General features: G+C 48.9%; 19 protein-coding genes. 15 read left to right on the forward strand and 4 right to left on the reverse strand.

The features are described 5' to 3' along the window. Window positions 1-152 precede the first annotated feature (152 nt). Complete coding sequence (locus NOM72_RS13175; protein WP_255999316.1) at window positions 153-2,606, reverse strand: CoA-disulfide reductase; 2,454 nt, start codon at window positions 2,604-2,606, stop codon at window positions 153-155. 200 nt (window positions 2,607-2,806) lie between these two features. On the opposite strand from NOM72_RS13175, the gene NOM72_RS13180 reads away from it, so the two are divergent. The 9 genes from NOM72_RS13180 (at window position 2,807) to NOM72_RS13220 (ending at window position 11,641) form a co-directional block, all read left to right on the forward strand. Then, window positions 2,807-3,334, forward strand: a complete 528-nt coding sequence (locus tag NOM72_RS13180; RefSeq protein WP_023469644.1) for a type III secretion system chaperone family protein — start codon at window positions 2,807-2,809, stop codon at window positions 3,332-3,334. A gap of 156 nt (window positions 3,335-3,490) precedes the next feature. Continuing rightward, window positions 3,491-4,675 (forward strand): hypothetical protein, encoded by a 1,185-nt coding sequence (locus tag NOM72_RS13185; RefSeq protein ID WP_255999317.1) that lies wholly within the window; start codon window positions 3,491-3,493, stop codon window positions 4,673-4,675. Window positions 4,676-4,701: 26 nt separating this feature from the next. Beyond that, window positions 4,702-5,613, forward strand: coding sequence for an NAD-dependent epimerase/dehydratase family protein (locus NOM72_RS13190; RefSeq protein ID WP_255999318.1), 912 nt, complete (start codon window positions 4,702-4,704; stop codon window positions 5,611-5,613). Beyond that, window positions 5,595-6,449, forward strand: a complete 855-nt coding sequence (locus NOM72_RS13195; RefSeq protein WP_255999319.1) for a lysylphosphatidylglycerol synthase domain-containing protein — start codon at window positions 5,595-5,597, stop codon at window positions 6,447-6,449. The genes NOM72_RS13190 and NOM72_RS13195 overlap by 19 nt, the downstream gene beginning before the upstream one ends. Next, window positions 6,446-7,882: an alkaline phosphatase family protein gene (locus NOM72_RS13200; RefSeq protein WP_255999320.1), complete on the forward strand. Its 1,437-nt coding sequence runs from the start codon at window positions 6,446-6,448 to the stop codon at window positions 7,880-7,882. Before NOM72_RS13195 ends, NOM72_RS13200 begins: the two co-directional genes overlap by 4 nt. After that, a complete protein-coding gene (locus NOM72_RS13205) occupies window positions 7,879-8,607 on the forward strand; it encodes a glycosyltransferase family 2 protein (protein WP_058265697.1) in 729 nt (242 codons plus the stop codon). Before NOM72_RS13200 ends, NOM72_RS13205 begins: the two co-directional genes overlap by 4 nt. Continuing rightward, window positions 8,604-9,338, forward strand: a complete 735-nt coding sequence (locus NOM72_RS13210; protein ID WP_023469650.1) for a hypothetical protein — start codon at window positions 8,604-8,606, stop codon at window positions 9,336-9,338. The genes NOM72_RS13205 and NOM72_RS13210 overlap by 4 nt, the downstream gene beginning before the upstream one ends. A gap of 12 nt (window positions 9,339-9,350) precedes the next feature. Next, window positions 9,351-10,268 carry an FTR1 family iron permease gene (locus NOM72_RS13215; protein ID WP_023469651.1) on the forward strand — a complete coding sequence of 306 codons (918 nt, stop codon included), beginning with the start codon at window positions 9,351-9,353 and terminating at the stop codon, window positions 10,266-10,268. Continuing rightward, on the forward strand, window positions 10,265-11,641 hold the full coding sequence (locus tag NOM72_RS13220; protein ID WP_255999321.1) for a hypothetical protein: 1,377 nt from the start codon (window positions 10,265-10,267) through the stop codon (window positions 11,639-11,641). Before NOM72_RS13215 ends, NOM72_RS13220 begins: the two co-directional genes overlap by 4 nt. Before the next feature lie 72 nt (window positions 11,642-11,713). Here NOM72_RS13220 and NOM72_RS13225 read toward each other — a convergent pair whose 3' ends face one another. Both NOM72_RS13225 and NOM72_RS13230 read right to left on the reverse strand, forming a co-directional pair. Continuing rightward, complete coding sequence (locus NOM72_RS13225) at window positions 11,714-12,280, reverse strand: GNAT family N-acetyltransferase (protein ID WP_255999322.1); 567 nt, start codon at window positions 12,278-12,280, stop codon at window positions 11,714-11,716. 99 nt (window positions 12,281-12,379) lie between these two features. Continuing rightward, the gene (locus tag NOM72_RS13230; RefSeq protein ID WP_050678462.1) at window positions 12,380-12,997 is read right to left on the reverse strand and encodes a YitT family protein; all 618 of its coding nucleotides are present in this window, start codon (window positions 12,995-12,997) and stop codon (window positions 12,380-12,382) included. Window positions 12,998-13,408: 411 nt separating this feature from the next. On the opposite strand from NOM72_RS13230, the gene NOM72_RS13235 reads away from it, so the two are divergent. Continuing rightward, a complete protein-coding gene (locus tag NOM72_RS13235) occupies window positions 13,409-14,758 on the forward strand; it encodes an FAD-dependent oxidoreductase (protein ID WP_035395637.1) in 1,350 nt (449 codons plus the stop codon). 210 nt (window positions 14,759-14,968) lie between these two features. Here NOM72_RS13235 and NOM72_RS13240 read toward each other — a convergent pair whose 3' ends face one another. Beyond that, the gene (locus NOM72_RS13240) at window positions 14,969-15,451 is read right to left on the reverse strand and encodes a VOC family protein (RefSeq protein WP_255999323.1); all 483 of its coding nucleotides are present in this window, start codon (window positions 15,449-15,451) and stop codon (window positions 14,969-14,971) included. A gap of 131 nt (window positions 15,452-15,582) precedes the next feature. On the opposite strand from NOM72_RS13240, the gene NOM72_RS13245 reads away from it, so the two are divergent. The 5 genes from NOM72_RS13245 (at window position 15,583) to NOM72_RS13265 (ending at window position 20,314) form a co-directional block, all read left to right on the forward strand. Further along, on the forward strand, window positions 15,583-16,467 hold the full coding sequence (locus NOM72_RS13245; protein ID WP_023469658.1) for an SDR family oxidoreductase: 885 nt from the start codon (window positions 15,583-15,585) through the stop codon (window positions 16,465-16,467). A gap of 342 nt (window positions 16,468-16,809) precedes the next feature. Further along, window positions 16,810-17,361, forward strand: a complete 552-nt coding sequence (locus tag NOM72_RS13250) for a maltose acetyltransferase domain-containing protein (RefSeq protein WP_023469659.1) — start codon at window positions 16,810-16,812, stop codon at window positions 17,359-17,361. Window positions 17,362-17,458: 97 nt separating this feature from the next. Then, on the forward strand, window positions 17,459-18,343 hold the full coding sequence (locus NOM72_RS13255; RefSeq protein ID WP_255999324.1) for a hypothetical protein: 885 nt from the start codon (window positions 17,459-17,461) through the stop codon (window positions 18,341-18,343). Window positions 18,344-18,362: 19 nt separating this feature from the next. Beyond that, window positions 18,363-19,046, forward strand: a complete 684-nt coding sequence (locus NOM72_RS13260; RefSeq protein ID WP_035395630.1) for a response regulator transcription factor — start codon at window positions 18,363-18,365, stop codon at window positions 19,044-19,046. After that, the gene (locus NOM72_RS13265) at window positions 19,043-20,314 is read left to right on the forward strand and encodes a sensor histidine kinase (protein WP_035395628.1); all 1,272 of its coding nucleotides are present in this window, start codon (window positions 19,043-19,045) and stop codon (window positions 20,312-20,314) included. Before NOM72_RS13260 ends, NOM72_RS13265 begins: the two co-directional genes overlap by 4 nt. The last annotated feature ends 26 nt before the right edge of the window (window positions 20,315-20,340 follow it).

A 20,340-nucleotide genomic window follows, 5' to 3' on the forward strand; every position in this document is an offset into this window, starting at 1 on the left:
TCTCTATTTGTATGTAAGTTTTTTTCACATGTGATTTATCATACGCAATTTTTTTTGAAAAATCAAACTCATCTATACCTTAGGACGCAAAAAAAGTGTCAAACCTCACATCAGATGTCAGGTTTGACACTTTCACATAAACAGTTTTTAGATTAGATGAACAGATTCAGATTGGCACCGTCCGTTGCACCAAGGTAACTCGCGACACCACCGTAATCAATGCCATCAAGGAGTTCTTCCTTCTTGATGCCCATGATATCCATCGACATCGTGCAGGCGATCATTCGGACACCAGCAGCTTGTGCTTTTGCCATCATCGTCTCGAGTGCATCGACTTGTTTATCCTTCATGACTTTTTTCATCATTTTTTGACCGGCGCCTGCCATGTTCATGTTTGAGAGCGGTAACTCCCCGGCATGCTTCGGCATCATCATGCCCATCATCCGTTCAATGCCGGCTTTCTCGACTGCCGGTGCGTCTGGTTTTCGAATGATGTTCAAGCCCCAGAACGTAAAGAACATCGTCACTTGTTTCCCCATTGCCTGTGCACCTTGCGCAATGACGAAGGACGCAAGTGCTTTATCGAGGTCACCACTGAAGACGACCATCGTCGCATCATCTGCCGGATTGACTTGAACCGGTGCTGGAACTGTTGTCTCTCCTTGCCCTTTTTCAAGCATGACCTCGACGACACCTTGATTCATCTCCGCTGAATGGACTGTGTGACCTAGTTTTTTCGCCCATGCTTGAACGTCTGGCAAGAATCCTGGGTCTGACGCCTTGACGAAAATTTGCTCGCCGTCCGTCATCTGATCGATTTTTGTTTTCAGCTCTAAGATTGGACCTGGGCACTGTAAGCCGCACGTATCGAGCAGCGCCACTTGTTCTGGTGCAGTCTTCGTTGTTGGCTCACGTTTCGTTACCGTCACAGCTGTCTCCTCCTTCGCTTGGCTTCGTGCTTCTTGATCACGATGCACGACCGACCATGTTTTGTAGCCGCCGCTTAAGTTTTTCACATCATAACCGTATTGTTGCAACAGTTGACTCGCAACATATCCACGTAATCCGACTTGGCATGTCACATAGATCGTTTGATCCTTCGGCAGATCAGTCAACTTCTCACGTAACGTCGGTAACGAGATATTGACCGATCCCGGAATCGCGCCTAACTCGTTTTCCGATGGTTCACGGACATCGAGTAATAAGCCGCCATTGGCGACGATCGCGTCAATTTCGTGCCAATGAACGTTCGCACTGTCACCAAGCACGATGTTCGACGCGATATACCCTGCCATGTTGACCGGATCTTTCGCTGAACTATACGGCGGTGCATATGATAGTTCAAGATCTGGTAGATCAAGCACTGTCAATCCACCTTTGATCGCTGTCGCGAGAACATCGATCCTTTTCTCGACACCTGTCATGCCGATTGCCTGCGCTCCGTAGATCGTTCCTTCGATTGGATCAAATAGTAACTTCATCGAAATCGGACTCGCCCCTGGGTAGTATCCCGCATGCGATCCCGGGTGGAGATGCACGGCTTCATAACGAAGACCAAGTTGACGCAACCGTTTTTCATTGTTACCGGTCGAAGCGACCGTCAAATCAAAGACTTTTGCTACCGCTGTTCCGAGTGTGCCGCTATACCGGACGTCGCGTCCGGCGATGATGTCAGCAACGAGGCGTCCTTGACGGTTTGCCGGCCACGCGAGTGGAACATGTGTCGCTTCCTTCGTGATATAGTCTTTGACTTCAATCGCGTCACCAATCGCAAAGATCGATGGATCAGATGTCCGCAGTTGATCGTCGACTTGAATCGTCTGTTTGATGCCAAGTGTTAAACCAGCATCTGCTGCGAGCGTGCTCTCCGGTGCGACACCAATTGATAAGATATTCATCTCTGTTTCGATCACGCGTCCGCTTGTCAGGACGACGCGGCGACCTGCCTCTTCAAAACGAGCGACGCCATCTTCTAGAATCAACTCGATGCCTTTTGCACGAAGATGTTCATGAACGATGGCTGCCATTTCCGGGTCGACCGGAGCCATGACTTGATCCGCCATCTCAACGAGGGTGACGTGCGCCCCACGTTCTGCGAGATTTTCTGCCATTTCAAGACCGATGAATCCACCGCCGATGACAAGTGCTTTATCAGGACGATTTGTATCAACGTATTCCCGCATCCGGTCCGTATCTGGGATGTTCCGTAACGTAAAGACGTTCGTTGCGTCATCGAGTCCTGGAATGTTCGGACGGATCGGTTTTGCACCTGGAGAAAGAATCAGATGATCGTACGATTCATCGTATTCTTCACCCGTTTCGACGTTGCGGATCGTGACCGTCTTCGCTTCACGGTTGATCCGAATCGCTTCCGACAAATTGCGGACATCTAAATTAAACCGTGCATGCATGCCTTCTGGCGTTTGGACGAGTAATTTATTGCGATCTTTGATGACATCTCCGATATAGTAAGGCAGTCCACAGTTCGCGAACGAAATCTCTTTTCCTCGTTCAAGCAAAATGATTTCTGCCGTTTCGTCAATCCGGCGCAGTCGCGCTGCAGCCGTAGCGCCACCAGCGACGCCGCCTACGATGATCGTTTTCATCTGATGATTCCTCCTTGATTTTCTATCTGCCACTTAATATACCCTGTCAGGTATGTATTTTCAAGTCAGTTGCTCTCAGATTCACAAACATGACATATCTCTACTCTTTTGTATTTTCTTCCTATCTTAACGGACATTAGTTGCAATTCCTTCTGAAATGCTTGAAACTGAATTTATAGTATATAAAGGGGGATTTTGAAATGGACCAGGAACGTAACTCGAACGAATCAAACGAGAACAATAAAGTGACACCGATTCACCAAGATCGTCAACCCGAAACAAACGAGCAAGGAATCGCGCCGCAACAGCAACAACACTTGGAAGCTTTTCAAGCTTTCCTCGTTGAAAAAGGGATTCCAATGGAAGCACGTGAGAATGAGACACACGTTTTCTTCATGACACAAGAAAAAACACCTGCTGGAGCAGAACCGATGATGATGATCGTCTTCAGTAAGACGACGACAGATGTCGAATTGTTCGCTCGTACGGTGACACACGTACCAGACGGTGTCGAGGATCTCCCGATTCTGAACGCCATCAATGACTTCAACCAAGAGTTCAAATACTTCCGCGTCGTTCTCGACAGCGACCGTGATGTCACGATCGCATCAACGATTGATCTTGATCACGGCTTTAACCCAGCTGCCATCTTCGGACATTCTGTCATGATGTTCCAAGCATCAGACGAAGTCTACACGTATTTGACAAAACTGTACGAACAGTTCTAATTTCTCATTTTAAAACGGCTTTGGAGCCCTGCTCCGAAGCCGTTTTTTTCTTTAAAGTTCAATTGACAATGAGAATTATTCTCGCTATAGTTAGATTTGTGAAAACGACTACATGACGGAAAACGTCTTATTAATTCTTCTGGGGGAATCACGATTATGAAAAAACGTTTAAAAGTAGCTTCTATCTTCATGGTAGCCGGTATCTTAGCTGCCTGCGGTTCGAATGAAACGGATACGACTGCACCGAAAAAAGAGAAAACGGAACAGTCGACCGAAACTAAATCAGCAGATGCGGGGATCGCTGCAACGACACTGACAGATGAATTGACGATCTTCAGCTCAATCAAAACAGAACTCGACAAAGCAAAAGAAGGACAAGCGATCGATTGGAAGATGGTCACGACAAGTTATGAATCGAAACTAAAAGGTGGTGTCGAGACGACAGCACCAGAAATCGAACAAGTCATCCAGTCTGCTTTAGCAGGTGTGGAAGCGAAGGATCTCGATGAGAACATCGCGCGTCAACTCGTGGATAAAGGTCTACAATCGTATTTCTATAAATTACAAAAAGCAACACAAGCAAAAGCTGAAGAAGCACTCGTAGCTGGTAAACCGGAAGCTGCAACAGAAGCACTCAAGGACGTGGAAGCGATGGCGAAGACCGTCTTCATTCCGACAGCTGAAAAACGTGACGCGAGCTACGGCTTTAAAAACGAAGACGCCATCGCTCAAGCGATCACATCAGGTCTTACAGCTCAGAAAGAAGCCATCGACGCGAAAGAAATCGGTGACTTCAATGTTGCGAAACAAGTGACGGATAAATCGATTTATCGTTCCTTCTATTTAGCTGCCCTTGGCTACGCACAAAAAATCGAGGATGGCGTCAAAGCCGGTACGGACGAAAAAGAATTACAAATGGAGCAAGCTGAAGGATATGGTTTCCTCCTTGCGATTGAAGAATCATTAGCAGGCGGAGACGAAGAAGCTGTCAAAACGCTGAAAGAGCGCTATGATTTCTCGAAAACAAAACCAGCTGACGTCTCTTACAAAGAAATCGAAGGATTGTTCGCAAAAGCGTTGACAGAAAAAGTCGACGGGTATCATGAAGAGGCACAAGAAGCGATCGAGAAGAAAGACGTCGATACAGCACGTGCAGAAGCAATGGAAGCGAACATGTTCGTCGTTGCGATGAAACCGACGCTTGAGAATCGTCTCGGCAAGGACAAAGCAGCGCAAGTCGCAAAAGACGCAAACAAATGGTTCGCACTCGTCGAAAAAGGCGACGTCAAGGCCGAAACGACAGGCGAACGGATCACAGACGCACTCGAACCACTTAACTAAGAAGGAAATGGAAACGGAGGGATAAGATGAATATCGGAATCACAGGAGGTGCCGGCTTCATTGGCGCCGCCCTCGCCCTCCGGCTCCAGCAGCACCATACCGTCCATGTCCTTGATGCTTTCACGGACTACTATGATGTCCAGTTAAAAGAAGAACGAGCAGATGAACTAAGACGTGCCGGTGTTACCGTTACGACGGGTGACGTTCATCACGATCTCGACGCCTGGATGGAGACATCGTTCGACGCCGTCTTTCATCTCGCAGCTCTTCCAGGTGTTCCGCGTTCGCTCGAGGAACCGCATCACTATATTCGTGAGGACATCGATATGACGGTGACCTTGTTAGAAGCCGCAAAAAGACATGGCATGCCGCATGTCTTTTTCGCGTCTTCTTCTTCCGTTTACGGGGAACAGACTGGTCCGCTGAAAGAAGATCAGGCAACGGGACACGTCGCCAGCCCTTATGCGGCAGCCAAGTATAGTGCCGAAAGCTTTTGTCATGCTTATGCTCATTTATATGATGTAAACGTGACGCTGTTTCGCTTCTTTACGGTCTATGGTCCTTCGGGTCGTCCTGATATGGCGCTGTTTCGATTCATCGAACAGGCATTACGCGGAGAGGCACTCACCGTCTTCGGTGATCCGATCCGTGACTTCACGTATATCGATGACATCACTCGCGGAATGGAACAGGCGTTGCTGGCTCGTGCAGTCGGGACGTATAACCTCGGCGCGAATCAGCCGGTCTCCGTCCGCACTCTAGCTGAACGGATCGGTCAACGGTTTGATGTGCCCGTGCAAACTCAAACTGCACGACGTGGGGACGTGACGATGACATGGAGTGATACGACGGCTGCAAAAGAAGCCTTCGGTTACCAACCGTCAATCGAGATCGATGTTGGACTGGAGCAGGTGATCGCGTGGCATCAAAACCGCTGATTCGAACGTTTCTGTATCTGACGCTTACCGGGCTTGTCATCTTTTTACTGCTCCGTTTTTTCCTGGAGTTACCGGTCTCGTATCGGTACATTGAAGCTTTATTCAAGAGTCCCTGGACGATCCTTGCGACCTTGACGTATGCGATCGCCTTTTATTTACGCGCGGTCGCCTGGCGCCGCGCCGATGCCAAACGTGCACCGACTGCTGTATACCTGTCGAGCCTGTATCTCGGACTGACGATCAATCATCTCTCGCCGGTCAAACTGGGAGAGATGATCCGACTCGTGACGGCGAGAGCCGTCGGAAGTCCATGGAAACAGACGAGCGCGATCTTCGTCTTACAACGAAGTATTGACTTGATCGTTCTGTGCACCTTCATTCTGATCGGTTGGTTGTTTCACCCAATCGTCTTGCTCGTCGCGCTCCTTGCGACCGCGTTATTGCTCGTGTTACGCCGACATGTCCCGCATCTCCCATCGCTCGTTCTGTTCGGAACGCTCGCTTGGACCGTCGAGGCACTCGCCGTCTTCCTCCTCTTGCATGGAGCTGGTGTCGATGTGTCCTTTCCGACGACATTGATTGCGATGAGTGCCGGTGTCCTGTCTGGTGTGATTCAATTCACACCGGGTGGACTCGGTACGTACGAACTCGCGATGGGTACGGTGTTACGGCAAGCCGGTGTTGCTCATGCGTACGATGTTGCCTTAATGACGCACTTCTTTAAATATGCCTTTGCTTTTCTCATCCCGCTGTACGTTCTCATTCGGCATCCGGCTACGCTTCGGTTGTTGATTCGTCAGCTCAAATACACTGATTGGAAAGGAGGAAGACGATGAAAAGCGCTTCTCGCTTTGAAAAAGTCGCAGCACGCGCCTGGAACTTACTCAATGAAGGAAAACCCTTCACACCCATTTTTACGATCGGCGTCTTCTTGACGTACGCCTTATGGACGCAGATGCCACTCGCAGAAGCTGGTCTTGGTTTCATCGTGACGCTTCCTTTGTTCATCTTGCTTTGGCGTTATAATTTTCCGTTATTTTTACGAAATTACCTTTGGATCCCGGTCATCGTTTGGCTGTTCCTTCGGGGTACGAATGCAGATTACTTACCTTTGTTCGCCTATGGCGCAGGTCTTTATTTCTTCTTCACGATTTTTTTCTGGGGAACGATCTATTATCATCTCCGGATCGGAACGCGCTGGACGAACTTCACGCGTTTTTGGAAACTCGTTCTGAAGAATAGTGATTCGACAAGTGGTAACGCGCAGGAGCAACTGCCTAAGGTTGCTCTGTTGCTCATGTACTGGTGGACGGCAAGTGACGCGTCGACACTCGACATGACGTTCATCTGGTTCCCAATTGGTCTATTCGTCTTTGCATGGATTCTGCATCACTACCTGTTCGACTGGAAACCGAAGTTGCCCGAGGCAATGACGGTAGATGCCAATCTTCCGACTTCAGAAAAAGTCTATGTCCTGATTGTCGACGGGATGCGTAAAGATCGCTACATGGCAGCAAACACGCCGTTCCTCGAACGATTGCGTCAGGAAGGAACGGAATATACGAACATGGAGACGGTTTACCCTGCCCGGACCGTCGTCTGCTTCAGTTCGATGTTCACCGGTGCTCGCCCGGAAGATCATGGCATTCATTCGAACATGGTCTGGAATACGACCGGCGTTAAAACGGATACCGTCTTCGATCGCCTCCGTGCCGTTGACAAGTCAGGAAAAATCCTTGGTATCGCACACCTTGTCGATGCGTTCGGTTCAACCGACGTGCGGACCGTCACAGCAGTCATGCATAACGATGTTGCAGATCGAAATATCGTAGAACGTGCCAAACAAATCGTCCATGAAGAGGATCCGGATCTGCTCGCGATTCAGTTGATCGGAACGGATCAAACGGGACACAGTCGAGGCACTCTCTATTCCGAGTATGTCGAAAAAATCGAGGAAGCGGATGCGCTCCTTTCCGAGTTTTGTGAGGAGCTCGATCGCCTTGGTAAACTCGAGGATGCGACACTCATCGTCATGGCGGATCACGGTCAAGCGGACGGAATCGGTGGACACGGTCACTTGGATGAAGGCGAACGGTTCGTTCCGTTCTGGATGTATGGTAAGAACGTTCATGCCGGTCTGAAAGTCGATACGCACCGCCATATCCTGTCACTCGGACCAACGATCACAAAAGTCCTAGGGGCAGACATCCCGCACGATAGCCGTGGTGTGCTATTGACAGAAGCGTTCAAGGAGGCGAAGTCTAAATGAAAATCATCGTCTTTTTACCGGCCTACAATGAGGAAGTGTCGCTCCCACTCGTCTTAAAACGGATTCCGAACATGATTGACGGTATTCCGGTCGAGATTCTCGTCATCGATGATGGTTCGACTGATGCGACGAGTACGATCGCGCGTCAACACGGCGCACATGTCTATCGGTTCGAACAAAATCAAGGACTCGGCGCTGCAGTCCGGGAAGGACTCCGCCAGTCCTACGAACTTGACGCGGATGTTGCTGTCATGATCGATGCGGATAACGAATATCCGGCCGATCAAATTCCAGATATCGTGCGACCGATCTTACACGATCAGGCCGACTACGTATTCGGTTCCCGCTTCCTCGGTACCGTCGACGGGATGCGGCTCTATCGCTATATCGGGAATCATGTCTTCACGTGGTTGCAATGCCTTTTATTGAAACGTAAAATCCATGATGGTCAAAGTGGAATGCGTGCTTTTTCACGCGCAGCGTGTCACCATGCTGAGATTATTCACGATTATAACTATGCCCAAGTCTTAACTCTCAATCTCGTCCGAAAAGGCTTCCGCCTTCACGAAGTCCCGATCCGTTATCGGGTCCGGGAAGCAGGAAAGTCTTTTATCCGTCTGAATTATGTCCAACGTGTCCTCCCAGCGATTTACAGGGAGTGGCGACGACCGATCACACAGCTTAGCGTTGAAGAACGCATGGAACGAAAGGAGCACCTCGGATGAAACGCCTTCTTTTGCTACCGCTCCTCCTGCTCTCACTGTTCGTGAGCACTTCCACGGTTTCCGCTTATAGTTACGGAGACCCAGGAAAGGAAGCTTTTGCGGAAGCGTATAAACAATTTGAAGAACAACTCGATGCCAAGGATTACGCGCTTGCGAAAGAGACGCTTGCCGCCTATGATAAAGAATTCAAACTGTATTTCCCTGAAGCGAAAGCGAAGATCGACACGGCTCTCGAACAAGAAGATGCAGAGGCTGCAAAACAAGCGTACCGCGTCGCTCTCCGTCAAAACATCGAACGTCGCTTGCACTTTGCTGAAGAGCAGTTCGAGGACTTCGGTCAAGCGAAACTCTTACTCGCGAAAGCCCGCGGGACATACGATGTGCTCGCACCTTACGTCAAGGAAAGCAAGGATGCACAAACATCCGATGACGTGTATACTGCATTTGATGAATCATTAAAGGCACTCGGAAACCCTGGTCTGTTTGGGGTCGGGAAAAAAGCAAGTGATGAAGAATCCTTCAAAGAAAACATTACGATGATCGAAGATACGTTGACTCCCCTCTTCGTCCTGCCGGGTGAAGAAAAAACAGGCGTCTTCACGGAAGAAGACTCCTTCCTCGGTCAAACGTTCGGAACGGACGCGATTTGGAAATTGATTGCGCTCGGACTTGTCATCGTACTCATCGTCATCGTCGTCATTGGTCAATGGAAGAAGAAACGCCGCTCATAAGGAGGAAGACAGATGGATTTTCAAGCGTTTTTGATTACGCTTCGGGAGTGTCTCGAGGCTGTTCTCATCGTTGGGTTGATCTTGGGTTATCTCGATCGATTGAACGCTCCACAATATAAAAAGTGGGTCTACGCAGGTGTGGGGTTGGCACTTCTCGCTAGCCTTGGTGTCGCGTTCCTGTTCCAAGTCGTCTTTACGAGTTTTGCGAGCTTCGGAAGCGATACGTATCTCCGTCTCGGCATCATGATGGTCTCCGTCCTGCTCTTGACACACATGGTCCTCTGGATGGGGAAGGAAGCGAAAGAGAATCAAAAAGCCTCCCAAGCGAAGGTCGCCGCTGCCGTCTCGACGGGTAGTGCCATCACGATGATCATCCACTCCTTCCTCGTCATCGTTCGAGAAGGAATTGAGACAGTCTTCTTCTTCGCTGCCATCTCAGGTGGGGAAATCGAAAAAGTACTGACGAGTTACGGTGCGGTTTCCGGTCTGTTACTTGCCTTGATCTTCGGATATTTATTCGTTTCCGGTTCAATGAAGATTCCCGTCAAACGCTTCTTCCAAGTAACGGGCGTACTCATTCTATTCATCGCAGCCGGTATGCTCGTCCAAACGATTGGACGCTTCCAAGATCTTGGTTTGCTCGGTAGTCTCTTGATGAATGCTGACGGCACACCAGCTGCTGTATATAACATCGTTGGCTTCATGCCGGAGCACTACATCGATCAGGTGCAATACTTGCGTGATACAGGAAACTCGACATTGATCAGTGGACAGATCGGAACGTTCATGGCCGCGATGTTCGGATACAGCCATAACCCATCGCTCGAACAAGTCGTCGCTTGGTGGGGCTACTTCGCCTTTGCCGGTTGGATGTTGCTCCGTCAAAACAAACCATCGAAGTCATCAAAGTCCTTACAGGAGGTTTCTTGACCGTCCGAAGCGATCGTTCACGTCCGCGTGGACGATCGCTTTTTTGGATCACGCTTCTATTCATCGGTGGCTGGATTGGTTTACGGATCATTTACGTCAGTCCCTTCATCGCGAGCTACGATATTGCGAACTTCACGTTAGCTGTGACCGATTATGATCTGGCTGATTTACGTCCGCACTTTCCGGGTTATCCCTTCTTCATCTTATTTGCCAACCTGTTTCTGCCACTGATGATACCTGTCAAAGCGCTCGGACTCGTCTCCACACTAGGACTGGCAAGTGCGCTCTTGCCACTTTACTCGCTCTTTCGCCGTCATGCGTATGATACGACTCGGCTGATCGCTGCCTTTACCGTTCTCTCCACTGCCTCACTCGTGACGTTCGCTGCGACAGGGATGTCGGATGGGCTCGCCCTCGGACTACTCGTCTGGTACGGCTGGAGCATCGAACGCGCACGGCATCAGATTCGTCGCTGGCTCCCGTATCTTCTGTTTGGTTTACTGATGGCGACTCGACTGTCCTATGCGCCGTTTGGTTTCATGTTGCTTGTCCTGCTGTGGCAGGTACGAAAGGATTACTGGCAACTCTTATCCGAGTGCGCCCTTCTTGTTCTCGCACAACTGGCTTGGTTGCTACCGGTCGCTTTTTCTGTCGGTGGACCCTACTCGTTTCTTCAATTATCACTCCGCTTCGTCAGCGGTCATTTTTCCGATTGGGGTGGTTCTGTTCAGACCGATGATGCCTCCATCGTTCAACGATTTGCCCAGACGCTTCAGCAACTCTTCTGGCATGGGATCGGTTATGGCACGTGGCTTGGACTAGTGTCTGGACTGCTTCTGTTCTTACGCAGACGTTGGACGGTCGATGTCGCTTGGGGAGCGACGGCTGGCCTCTATTTCGTCTGGGTCTGGCTCGGACAAAATATCGATAAACCCCGTCACGTCTTACCGCTTGTCCTATTGCTACTCATCTGGTCAATTCGTCAGCTTCCGTTGCGGATGTATCTGCCGTTTTTAGTCGTTCAGTTGGTGATCGGTAGCCTCGCGTTGAACGAACAAGCAACGCGTCCTCCGGCGACGATTGAACTAGCGCGTTACGTAACGACTCTTCCAATCGGCGCGACAGTCTTTACCGACGAGGAAGCTCGCCAATTCCAGTCCGAACGACCGGATGCCGCAATCGTTCCGATCGGTTCGGTCAGTAAATGGAACGCAGAACCAAAATCCGATCAGAGTTACGTGACTGGTCGATTGCTCGAGCGCCTCCACGCTCAAGGCGTGCGACCAAACGTCAAACAAATCGTTCGCTTCACGAGTGATGCCCGCTACGAACCAGAAGACGCGCAAGCGATGCTGTATCAACTAACGCCTTGATGGCACAATTGCATGCATACGAAAAACCATGTCGATTCCCGAATGACATCGTGGAGATCGACATGGTTTTTTTCATTGCTGCGTATCGTAACGACGTTCCATATAATCAAAGGTACCACCGCTGATTTCAATCGTCCGAATCGGTTCGAAGCCGAGACGACGATACAGGCGCTGTGCCCCGGCGTTCGTTTGATCAGCGTTTAAGGTGAACGCTTGTAGTCCTCGTTTCTCGCCCTCTTCCGCTGCTGCCTGAAGCAGTTCCGTACCAATTCCTTTTCCGCCATGACGCGCGTCAACCGATAAAGTATCCAAGTAATAGACCGGACCTTCCGTCTCGACGTCAATCTGGACGTCTTGACCCGTCCAGCGCTTCAGTTGTGCTTTGATCGGTTCGTCGAGTTGTTCGGCATCCGTCCCGGCATACGCAATGACGATTCCCGCTACTTCACCCTCGATGATTTTCACGAGGATGTTCTCATGGCTCAGTCGGTTTCCTGTTTCAGCGACAAAGTACGCGAGTCTCTCTAAAATGTCCTCCCGCTTTGTCGTTCCCGTCAATGTCTCAGCGATCTCATGAATCGCTTGCTCAATCAAGGGGGCAATCTGTTGTGCTGCAGAAGCATGTGCTTGTCGAATCATCTCATCCTTCTCCTTTCGTTTTTTCTAATCAATAAACCTGAAAAATCGGACTCGACGATGTCGAATCCGATACATGATTTTTTTAGACATTCATCCATTTCACTGCGTGACTTTTTGTACGACAGGTGCCGGTACGATGACAGGCTCCCGTGTCATGACAGCAACGACACGTCCAGCGATCGCTACAGCCAGTAACGTATATAACGTTAAGCTGAGCGGCAGATAGACGAGTGAGATGACTAACACGATGGCATCGAGTCCGAACAAGATCGTCCCGATCGATAGACCTGTCAGTTTGCTGAGTCCCATCGATAACAAATCGTCTCCACCTGTTGCCGCTCCACTTTTCAAAACAAGTCCGAGACCATATCCGGTCACGATGCCACTAGCGATTGCTGCGATGAGCGTCGCTGGCCAAGCCTGTTCTGGAAAGTGGAACAAATCGAGTCGGTGCCACATCTCATAAAAGATTGATAACGCACCTGCTGAAAGTAACGCTTCACTGACGAAACGTTTCCCTTTGAAGTACAAGGCACCAATGAAAAATGGAATATCGAGCACGATCATTGAAATCGAAGGATTGATATCAAAAAAGTATCGACCGAGCAACGATAATCCGATGAAGCCGCCTTCTGCTAATCCGAACTGTTCATTCAATGTGTAGTAACCGAACGCCATGATCAGCGTACCGGTTAAGATGGTTGCGATTCGTTTCATGTTTTATTGTCCTCTCCCGTTTACATCGTGGGAGAGGTTTTATACGTCCCGTTTGGGTATTCATCTATTTTCGCTCTCCCTGATTTTTATAAGCCATTACCGTCTTGTTCGTTTTGACCGGTACTGCTAAAAATCAGGTAAGCTGAATAGATGATTGGTCCTCTCGGTATCCATCGGTTTCCACCCCTTCATTAAAAATCTACATTCATTATAACCCGAATTTCAGTAACTAAAACAGTTTTACGCATTCTTCACATAATCCAAACACTTTTGCTCACTCATTCACAATTTAGACAAGATTATGCTCAACATTGAACAAACTACTTGAAAACGACCTTGTGAAGGATTACACTAAGTATATCAAATGAATGTGATATTTATCACAAACAAAACACAAAGGAGACTTTACCCATGAAAGTAGCAGTCATCGGATGTACACACGCAGGAACAGCAGCAGTCAAAGAACTCGCTTCGCAACAAGACGTCGAGATTACCGTTTATGAGCGGAATGACAATGTATCGTTTCTCTCTTGTGGAATCGCGCTTCACGTCGGTGGTGTCGTCAAACATGCGGAATCACTTTTCTACTCATCACCAAGTGAACTCGCTGAACTCGGCGCTGAGATGCGTCTGAAACATGATGTGCTTGAAATCGATAGTGAACGCCAAACGATCGTTGCGAAAAACCTCATGACTGGTGAAGTCGTTTACGATACGTACGATAAACTCATCATGACGACAGGATCATGGCCAATCATTCCGATGCTTCCTGGCATCGAGTTGAATCAAATCGAGCTCTGTAAAAACTATCACCATGCTCAAACAATCATTGAAAAAGCGACAGAAGCACAACGGATCACAGTCGTTGGTGCAGGGTATATCGGTGCTGAACTCGTCGAAGCGTTTGAAGCATACGGAAAAGACGTCACGTTCATTGATAGTGCGGATCGCATTCTCAACAAATACCTCGACCGCTCATTCACTGACGTCATCGAACGTGAATTGACAGACCGTGGTATTCGTCTCGAACTCGGGCAAACCGTCCAAAGCTTCAAAGGGGAAAACGGCGCTGTGACACACGTCGTCACAGACAAAGGAACGTTCGAAACGGATCTCGTCATTCTCTGTGTCGGTTTCCGCCCAAGTACGGAACTCTTAAAAGGACAGGTCGACATGCTACCGAACGGTGCCATCATCGTTGACGATTATATGCGCACAAGCAACCCGAACATCTTTGCTGCTGGTGACAGCTGTGCCGTCTATTATAATCCAGCTCGGACACATGCCTATATTCCACTCGCAACGAATGCTGTCCGGATGGGAACATTGATCGGTAAAAACTTGCGCGCACCAAAAATTCGCTACCAAGGAACACAAGGCACATCAGGTCTTCGCTTATATGATTTGAATATCGCATCGACTGGTTTGACAGAAGAAGCGGCACCCTTGTTCGGACTTGAAGTGAGTAGCACAACAGTCACAGATGCGTATCGCCCAGAGTTCATGCCAACAGCAGAAGACGTCCAATTGAAGCTCGTCTTCGAGACAGCAACCCATCGTGTCGTCGGTGCACAAATCATCTCAAAAGTTGATTTGACACAAGCGATGAACACACTTTCTGTCGCCATTCAAAATGATATGACACTTGAAGAACTCGCTTTCGTCGACTTCTTCTTCCAACCGCACTATAACAAACCATGGAACTTGCTGAACCAAGCAGCTCTGCAAGCAATGAATGAGCGTCAATCCGCTCGTGTCTAAGCGCATTACACGATAAATCAAACAAGCAACGGATCACCGTTGCTTGTTTTAGACTGAAGACAAAGCGCAATTTTTCTCTAACGAGAAGGATTGCGCTTTTTTGTTCGTCTCGAATCGTTTTCCTGGGACAAGCATCGCGCCGCTTCGCTTCACTGCAGGGTCGCTCCTGCTTGTTTTTTCCTAGGAAGCGATTTCGAATGAAAACCCCAGTTATGTCGTCTTTTTCTCCGATTCAGTCTCAAATAGATGCTGCCAGTCCTGATACGGCATTGTGCCATTCACCGTTTTCATGTCAAAGCGTAACGGTGCAATCAATTCGAGCGAATTGCCATCCGGATCCTCGAAATAGATCGCCGCGTGCGCATGTGGATGGTTATCGAGAACAAGCGGTTGATCGGCTGCCGCTACACCAAACGCAGATCGAACGGTAATGCCCATCTCCTTTAACCAGTCCTGTGCTTTATCGATATTTTCTTGCTCCATCCGAAACGCAACATGTCGAATCGACGGATGATACGGTAACTCAGCTTGACCAGCTTTCCATAGCCCCAACCAACTCTTACCGTGCTCGATCCAAAAGAAAGCGACGCGTTCATTTCGGAACGCACATGCAAGTCCCAATTTTTCATAAAAGGCAATCGATCGTTCGAGTTCTTTAACCGGTAAATGAGCTTCATACAGTCCAGCAATCATCTTCTTCACACTCCTCTTTTTCTAGTGTAAACCATCAATTTCCAAATTTGCTACCATCAGAAACGTTTAATCCGACCTGTTGAGGGAACATACACCCTATACCAAAACCAACTTTCAGGAGGAATGTTTACATGGCTGCATCGAAAAATCCGTTAACCCAATACTTCAATGACGATTTCCCAAAACAATATCAGGACGCACCAGCGGTTCAAGCAAAAATGGAACCTGTTCCCGATTGTGGAGAAGAGAGTTATAAAGGCTCTGGCAAATTGATCGGCAAAAAAGCACTGATTACGGGTGGCGACTCCGGCATCGGCCGAGCAGCAGCAATCGCCTACGCTCGTGAAGGGGCTGACATCGTGCTCAACTACTTACCAGAAGAACAACAGGATGCTGAAGAGGTCAAAGCACTCGTTGAAGCAGCGGGACAAAAAGCATATCTCTTACCTGGTGATTTAAGTGATGAATCGTTCTGTGGACAACTCGTCAAAGAAGCACACGAATCGCTCGGCGGGCTCGACATTTTGGCACTTGTCGCTGGTAAACAACAAGCCGTCGAAGATATTCTCGACCTGTCGACGGAGCAACTACGCAAAACATACGAAATCAACGTCTTTTCCCTCTTCTGGGTCGTCAAAGCAGCCTTGCCACTCTTGAAAGAAGGAGCTTCGATCATCACGACGACATCCGTTCAAGGATATAACCCAAGCGCGAACCTCTTGGATTATGCTTCGACGAAGTTTGCTATCAACGGTTTCACACGTGGACTCGCTAAACAAGTCGCGCCAAAAGGAATCCGTGTCAACTCCGTCGCACCTGGTCCGATTTGGACACCGCTTCAGATTTCAGGTGGTCAACCGAGCGAGAACATTCCAGAGTTCGGGCAGGAAACACCACTGAAACGCAGTGGTCAACCGGTCGAACTATCAGATGTCTATGTCTTCCTCGCTTCAGACGCTGCGAGCTATGTCACGGCGCAAATCTATGGTGTCACAGGCGGAATCGAATTAGCATAAGAATTGCATTTGAAGGGGGATGACTCAAAAGTCAGTCTCTACAAAGACCAGGGTGGCAGAATGATAATCTGCCACCCTTTTCTCGTAAAAAAAGAAGTGCTCGTTACACGCGACTCCTACAGGAAAAAGCGCATTTTTGCGCTGTCAGAGACAAACAAGACCCGCTTTCCTGCTGAAGAAAGCAGGAAAGCTGGCTTGTGTCTCTCCTGAGGAAAGGGCGTGAAAAGACGAGTCACTCTTTTTTGAGTCAGCCCCATTTACGTATATCTTAACGGGATATCAGTTGCATCACCGGGTACCATTTAGTCTAATGAAAGTAATAACGATGAAGGAGTGAATCAGATGACTGAAAAAGAAAAGATGATTCAAGGGGAACTCTACTTAGCACAAGATCCGGAACTCGTGGCTGACCGCATCCGAGCACAATCGCTCTGTTATGAGTTCAATCAATTGAGTGTCCATGATGGGACTAAACGGAAGGCACTTCTTCAACAATTATTCCAGACGGAGCAAGCCGACTTTTACATTGAACCGACCTTTAAATGTGATTATGGCTATAACATCACATTAGGGGCTCGCTTTTATGCCAATTATGACTGTGTCTTGCTCGATATTTGTCCGATTACGATTGGTGACAACTGCATGCTTGCTCCAGGAGTACATATCTATACTGCGACCCATCCACTCGATCCTGTCGAGCGCAACAGCGGTTATGAATTTGGAAAACCGGTCGCTATCGGAAATAATGTCTGGATCGGTGGACGCGCGGTCATCAATCCCGGTGTGACGATCGGAGATAATGCTGTCATCGCCTCAGGAAGTGTCGTCGTTAAGGATGTACCGGCAAACAGCGTCGTCGGTGGAAATCCGGCTCGAATCATCAAGACGATCTAATTCTCATCAAATTCTAATCTGTTCCTCAGCTTCCTTTCACGTGGTCTGGTTATTCTATGTATAAGAACAACAGCCACTACTAAAGGAGGACATCATCATGACTGAAAAACGAACAAATAAAGGGAATAAACGTTTCAAAAAAGGAATCGCTACACTTGCCGTAACGGGTACAGTCTTAACAGGAGCCGGCGCGTTCCTCCTCTTCACAGGTCCAGGACACTCTCTCGTCAACTCGACGGTCACTACTTCACAGCAGGCAGAGCAAAAAGTCGAAGCTGCTTCGCGCCAAGTCGAACAAAAGCTTCCAGCTTCGATGCGTGACGATCAGGAACTCGAAGGCACATTACAGAAACTATCGGATCGTTCGATGACGATCGATGTCAACGGTGAATCTCGTACGTTTGATTTCGCTTCATCAGTCGAACGAGAAGCCGTACAAGAAGGCGATTGGGTCAAAATCGATCTGAATGCGAATCAGCAAATCACGGAACTTGAGCGAGAAGATCAAGATGATCGTAATGACGGAGAAGACGATGGCAATCGATCAGATGATTCATCGGATGATGCGAATGAACGGTACGGCATCCTTCGTGCCCTATCACAAAGTGAATTGACACTCGAACAAGATGGACAAGAGACGGTCTACGCGATTGCGGATCGTGCGGAACGCGACGCTGCGAAATCTGGGGATATCGTGAAAATCGAATTGAATGCAGACGGTCAAGTCCGTGAAATCGACCGCGAAGATGACGACGAGAATCGTAATGCTACACGCGACGAAGACGGTGACGATGCACGGGAACAAGAAGTCCGCGGCACGCTCGCTAAAATAACGAATCAAGAAATCATCATCGAACAGAATGGTACGCAAAAATCGTACTCTCGTGCATCAAACATGGAACAAGATGATGACATCCGAGTCGGTGGTTCCGTTAAACTTGAGTTAAACGCGTCAGACGAAGTGAAAGAAATCGATGAATGATCATTAAAGGAGGATGTTTATGCCAACTACCATCTTAATCGTTGAGGACGATGCGAAAATCGCACGCCTCCTTGAACTCGAACTCCAATATGCCGGGTACGCGACACGTGTCGCCCCCAACGGAAAAGATGGTCTCGCTGCCGCTGAGCATTCGGTTGATCTCGTCTTACTCGACGTGATGATGCCGGAGCTGAGCGGCTTCGAGGTGTTGCGCAGGCTCCGTGGAAAAGGTATTCATATCCCCGTCATTATGCTAACAGCACGTGGGGAAGTTTACGATAAGGTCGCAGGACTCGATCTTGGTGCGAATGATTATGTGACGAAACCGTTCGAGATGGAGGAACTCCTTGCCCGGATCCGTGCGTTACTACGCACTCCGACTTCAACTAGTAACGCATCGCGCACGTTACAGTTCGCAGATCTTGTACTCGATCTTGATCGACATGAAGCATTTCGCGATGAATTGCGACTCGATTTGACACCACGGGAGTTCGAACTCCTGACGTATTTACTGGAAAACAAAGAACATGTCCTGACACGCGAACAAATCTTAAATCGCGTCTGGGGATACGATTACTTCGGCGAGACGAATATCGTCGACGTCTACATCCGTTACCTTCGAAAAAAAGTCGATGCTCACCCTCCTGCTTTGATCCAGACCGTTCGTGGGGTTGGTTATGTGCTGAGGGAGGCGAACCCATGAAGCTTCGAACGAAACTTGCTTTATCCGTCACCGCCTTTACGACACTTTTATTGTTGCTTTCGTTCATCGTCGTGACCTTCGTCGTCCGCAATCATTTGATTGAATCGCGTTATACCCAACTGGAACAGGCGGAGGAATTGATGGAGGATGATTCATCGGTCCGGGCATTGTTGACGCTTCATGAGGATTCCGTCGTCTTATCGAACGAAGATGGACGATGGGTCATTTCAAATGATGAAGATGACGACGACTCGTCTACCGTTAACGGAGACGTACAAGCAAGTGACCTACCCGGTATCCCGCGTTCGAACGAACCTTTCAAATCTGGTGATTGGTTCGGTATCGTCTATCAGGATCAAGCCTATTTATTCGAAGATGAAAGCGTCGATGATACGGTCTCGACACTCGTCTTGACCTTCACCATCGTGTTGGTCGTTGGAATCGTCATCGCGTTCATCAGTAGCTTCTGGATTGCGTATCAGACGCTCCGCCCGCTCAGGCAACTGAATGATACGATGCAACGGATCTCGTCTTCTGGAACGCTTGAGACCGTGCAGACCGAACGTGATGATGAGATCGGTCGCCTCGGTCGCGTCTTCAATCAGATGATTGGGCGTGTCGATCAGACGATGGAACAACAACGGCAGTTCGTCGCCGATGTCTCGCATGAGATGAAGACACCGCTGACCGTCATCGAAGGGTATGCGCAATTATTGAAGCGATGGGGCAAAACGAAGCCGGACGTCCTCGATGAATCGATTGAAAATATCTTACAGGAGACGCATGCGATGCGGACGACCTTGATCGAGCCCATGCTCGAACTGTCTCGTCTCGGTTATGAAGAAACGTCTGTCGAAGAGATTGACTTAGCCGAGCTTGGGAGCGAACTCGCTGATCGGATGTATCACGCGACAGGGACGATCATCCCTGTTGATGCCTCTGGAACGATCCTGGCGAATCGCGAAGCGGTGCTACGCATCTTGACGATTTATATCGATAATGCCCTGAAATATGCCACTTCTCCTGAATTGCATCTGCGCAAGGAGCGACTCGCTGTTCTTGATCGAGGAACATCTCTAACGAACGAAGAACGTACCCGGTTATTTGACCGGTTTTACCGACTTGATGCAGCACGCGATCGTTCAGGAAGTGGACTCGGATTGTCGATTGCTGCAGCTCTAGCGACGACGCATCATTTTCAGGTCGGTAGTGAAGCCCGTCAACCAGATGGTAGTTGTTTCTATCTGATTCCCGAGCAGTCTAAATGAAACTTTTTCTACATTTGTGTCGTACA

The sequence above is a fragment of the Exiguobacterium sp. LL15 genome, assembly GCF_024436095.1.
Lineage (GTDB): Bacteria > Bacillota > Bacilli > Exiguobacteriales > Exiguobacteriaceae > Exiguobacterium_A > Exiguobacterium_A indicum.

Coding starts and splice junctions, on each gene's coding strand:
- NOM72_RS13225 (WP_255999322.1), bottom strand. CDS start 12,280: ATGATTCGACAAGCACATGCTTCTGCAGCACAACAGATTGCCCCCTTG.
- NOM72_RS13230 (WP_050678462.1), bottom strand. CDS start 12,997: ATGAAACGAATCGCAACCATCTTAACCGGTACGCTGATCATGGCGTTC.
- NOM72_RS13240 (WP_255999323.1), bottom strand. CDS start 15,451: ATGATTGCTGGACTGTATGAAGCTCATTTACCGGTTAAAGAACTCGAA.
- NOM72_RS13260 (WP_035395630.1), top strand. CDS start 18,363: ATGCCAACTACCATCTTAATCGTTGAGGACGATGCGAAAATCGCACGC.
- NOM72_RS13235 (WP_035395637.1), top strand. CDS start 13,409: ATGAAAGTAGCAGTCATCGGATGTACACACGCAGGAACAGCAGCAGTC.
- NOM72_RS13185 (WP_255999317.1), top strand. CDS start 3,491: ATGAAAAAACGTTTAAAAGTAGCTTCTATCTTCATGGTAGCCGGTATC.
- NOM72_RS13245 (WP_023469658.1), top strand. CDS start 15,583: ATGGCTGCATCGAAAAATCCGTTAACCCAATACTTCAATGACGATTTC.
- NOM72_RS13210 (WP_023469650.1), top strand. CDS start 8,604: ATGAAACGCCTTCTTTTGCTACCGCTCCTCCTGCTCTCACTGTTCGTG.
- NOM72_RS13175 (WP_255999316.1), bottom strand. CDS start 2,606: ATGAAAACGATCATCGTAGGCGGCGTCGCTGGTGGCGCTACGGCTGCA.
- NOM72_RS13190 (WP_255999318.1), top strand. CDS start 4,702: ATGAATATCGGAATCACAGGAGGTGCCGGCTTCATTGGCGCCGCCCTC.
- NOM72_RS13255 (WP_255999324.1), top strand. CDS start 17,459: ATGACTGAAAAACGAACAAATAAAGGGAATAAACGTTTCAAAAAAGGA.
- NOM72_RS13215 (WP_023469651.1), top strand. CDS start 9,351: ATGGATTTTCAAGCGTTTTTGATTACGCTTCGGGAGTGTCTCGAGGCT.
- NOM72_RS13180 (WP_023469644.1), top strand. CDS start 2,807: ATGGACCAGGAACGTAACTCGAACGAATCAAACGAGAACAATAAAGTG.
- NOM72_RS13205 (WP_058265697.1), top strand. CDS start 7,879: ATGAAAATCATCGTCTTTTTACCGGCCTACAATGAGGAAGTGTCGCTC.
- NOM72_RS13250 (WP_023469659.1), top strand. CDS start 16,810: ATGACTGAAAAAGAAAAGATGATTCAAGGGGAACTCTACTTAGCACAA.
- NOM72_RS13265 (WP_035395628.1), top strand. CDS start 19,043: ATGAAGCTTCGAACGAAACTTGCTTTATCCGTCACCGCCTTTACGACA.
- NOM72_RS13200 (WP_255999320.1), top strand. CDS start 6,446: ATGAAAAGCGCTTCTCGCTTTGAAAAAGTCGCAGCACGCGCCTGGAAC.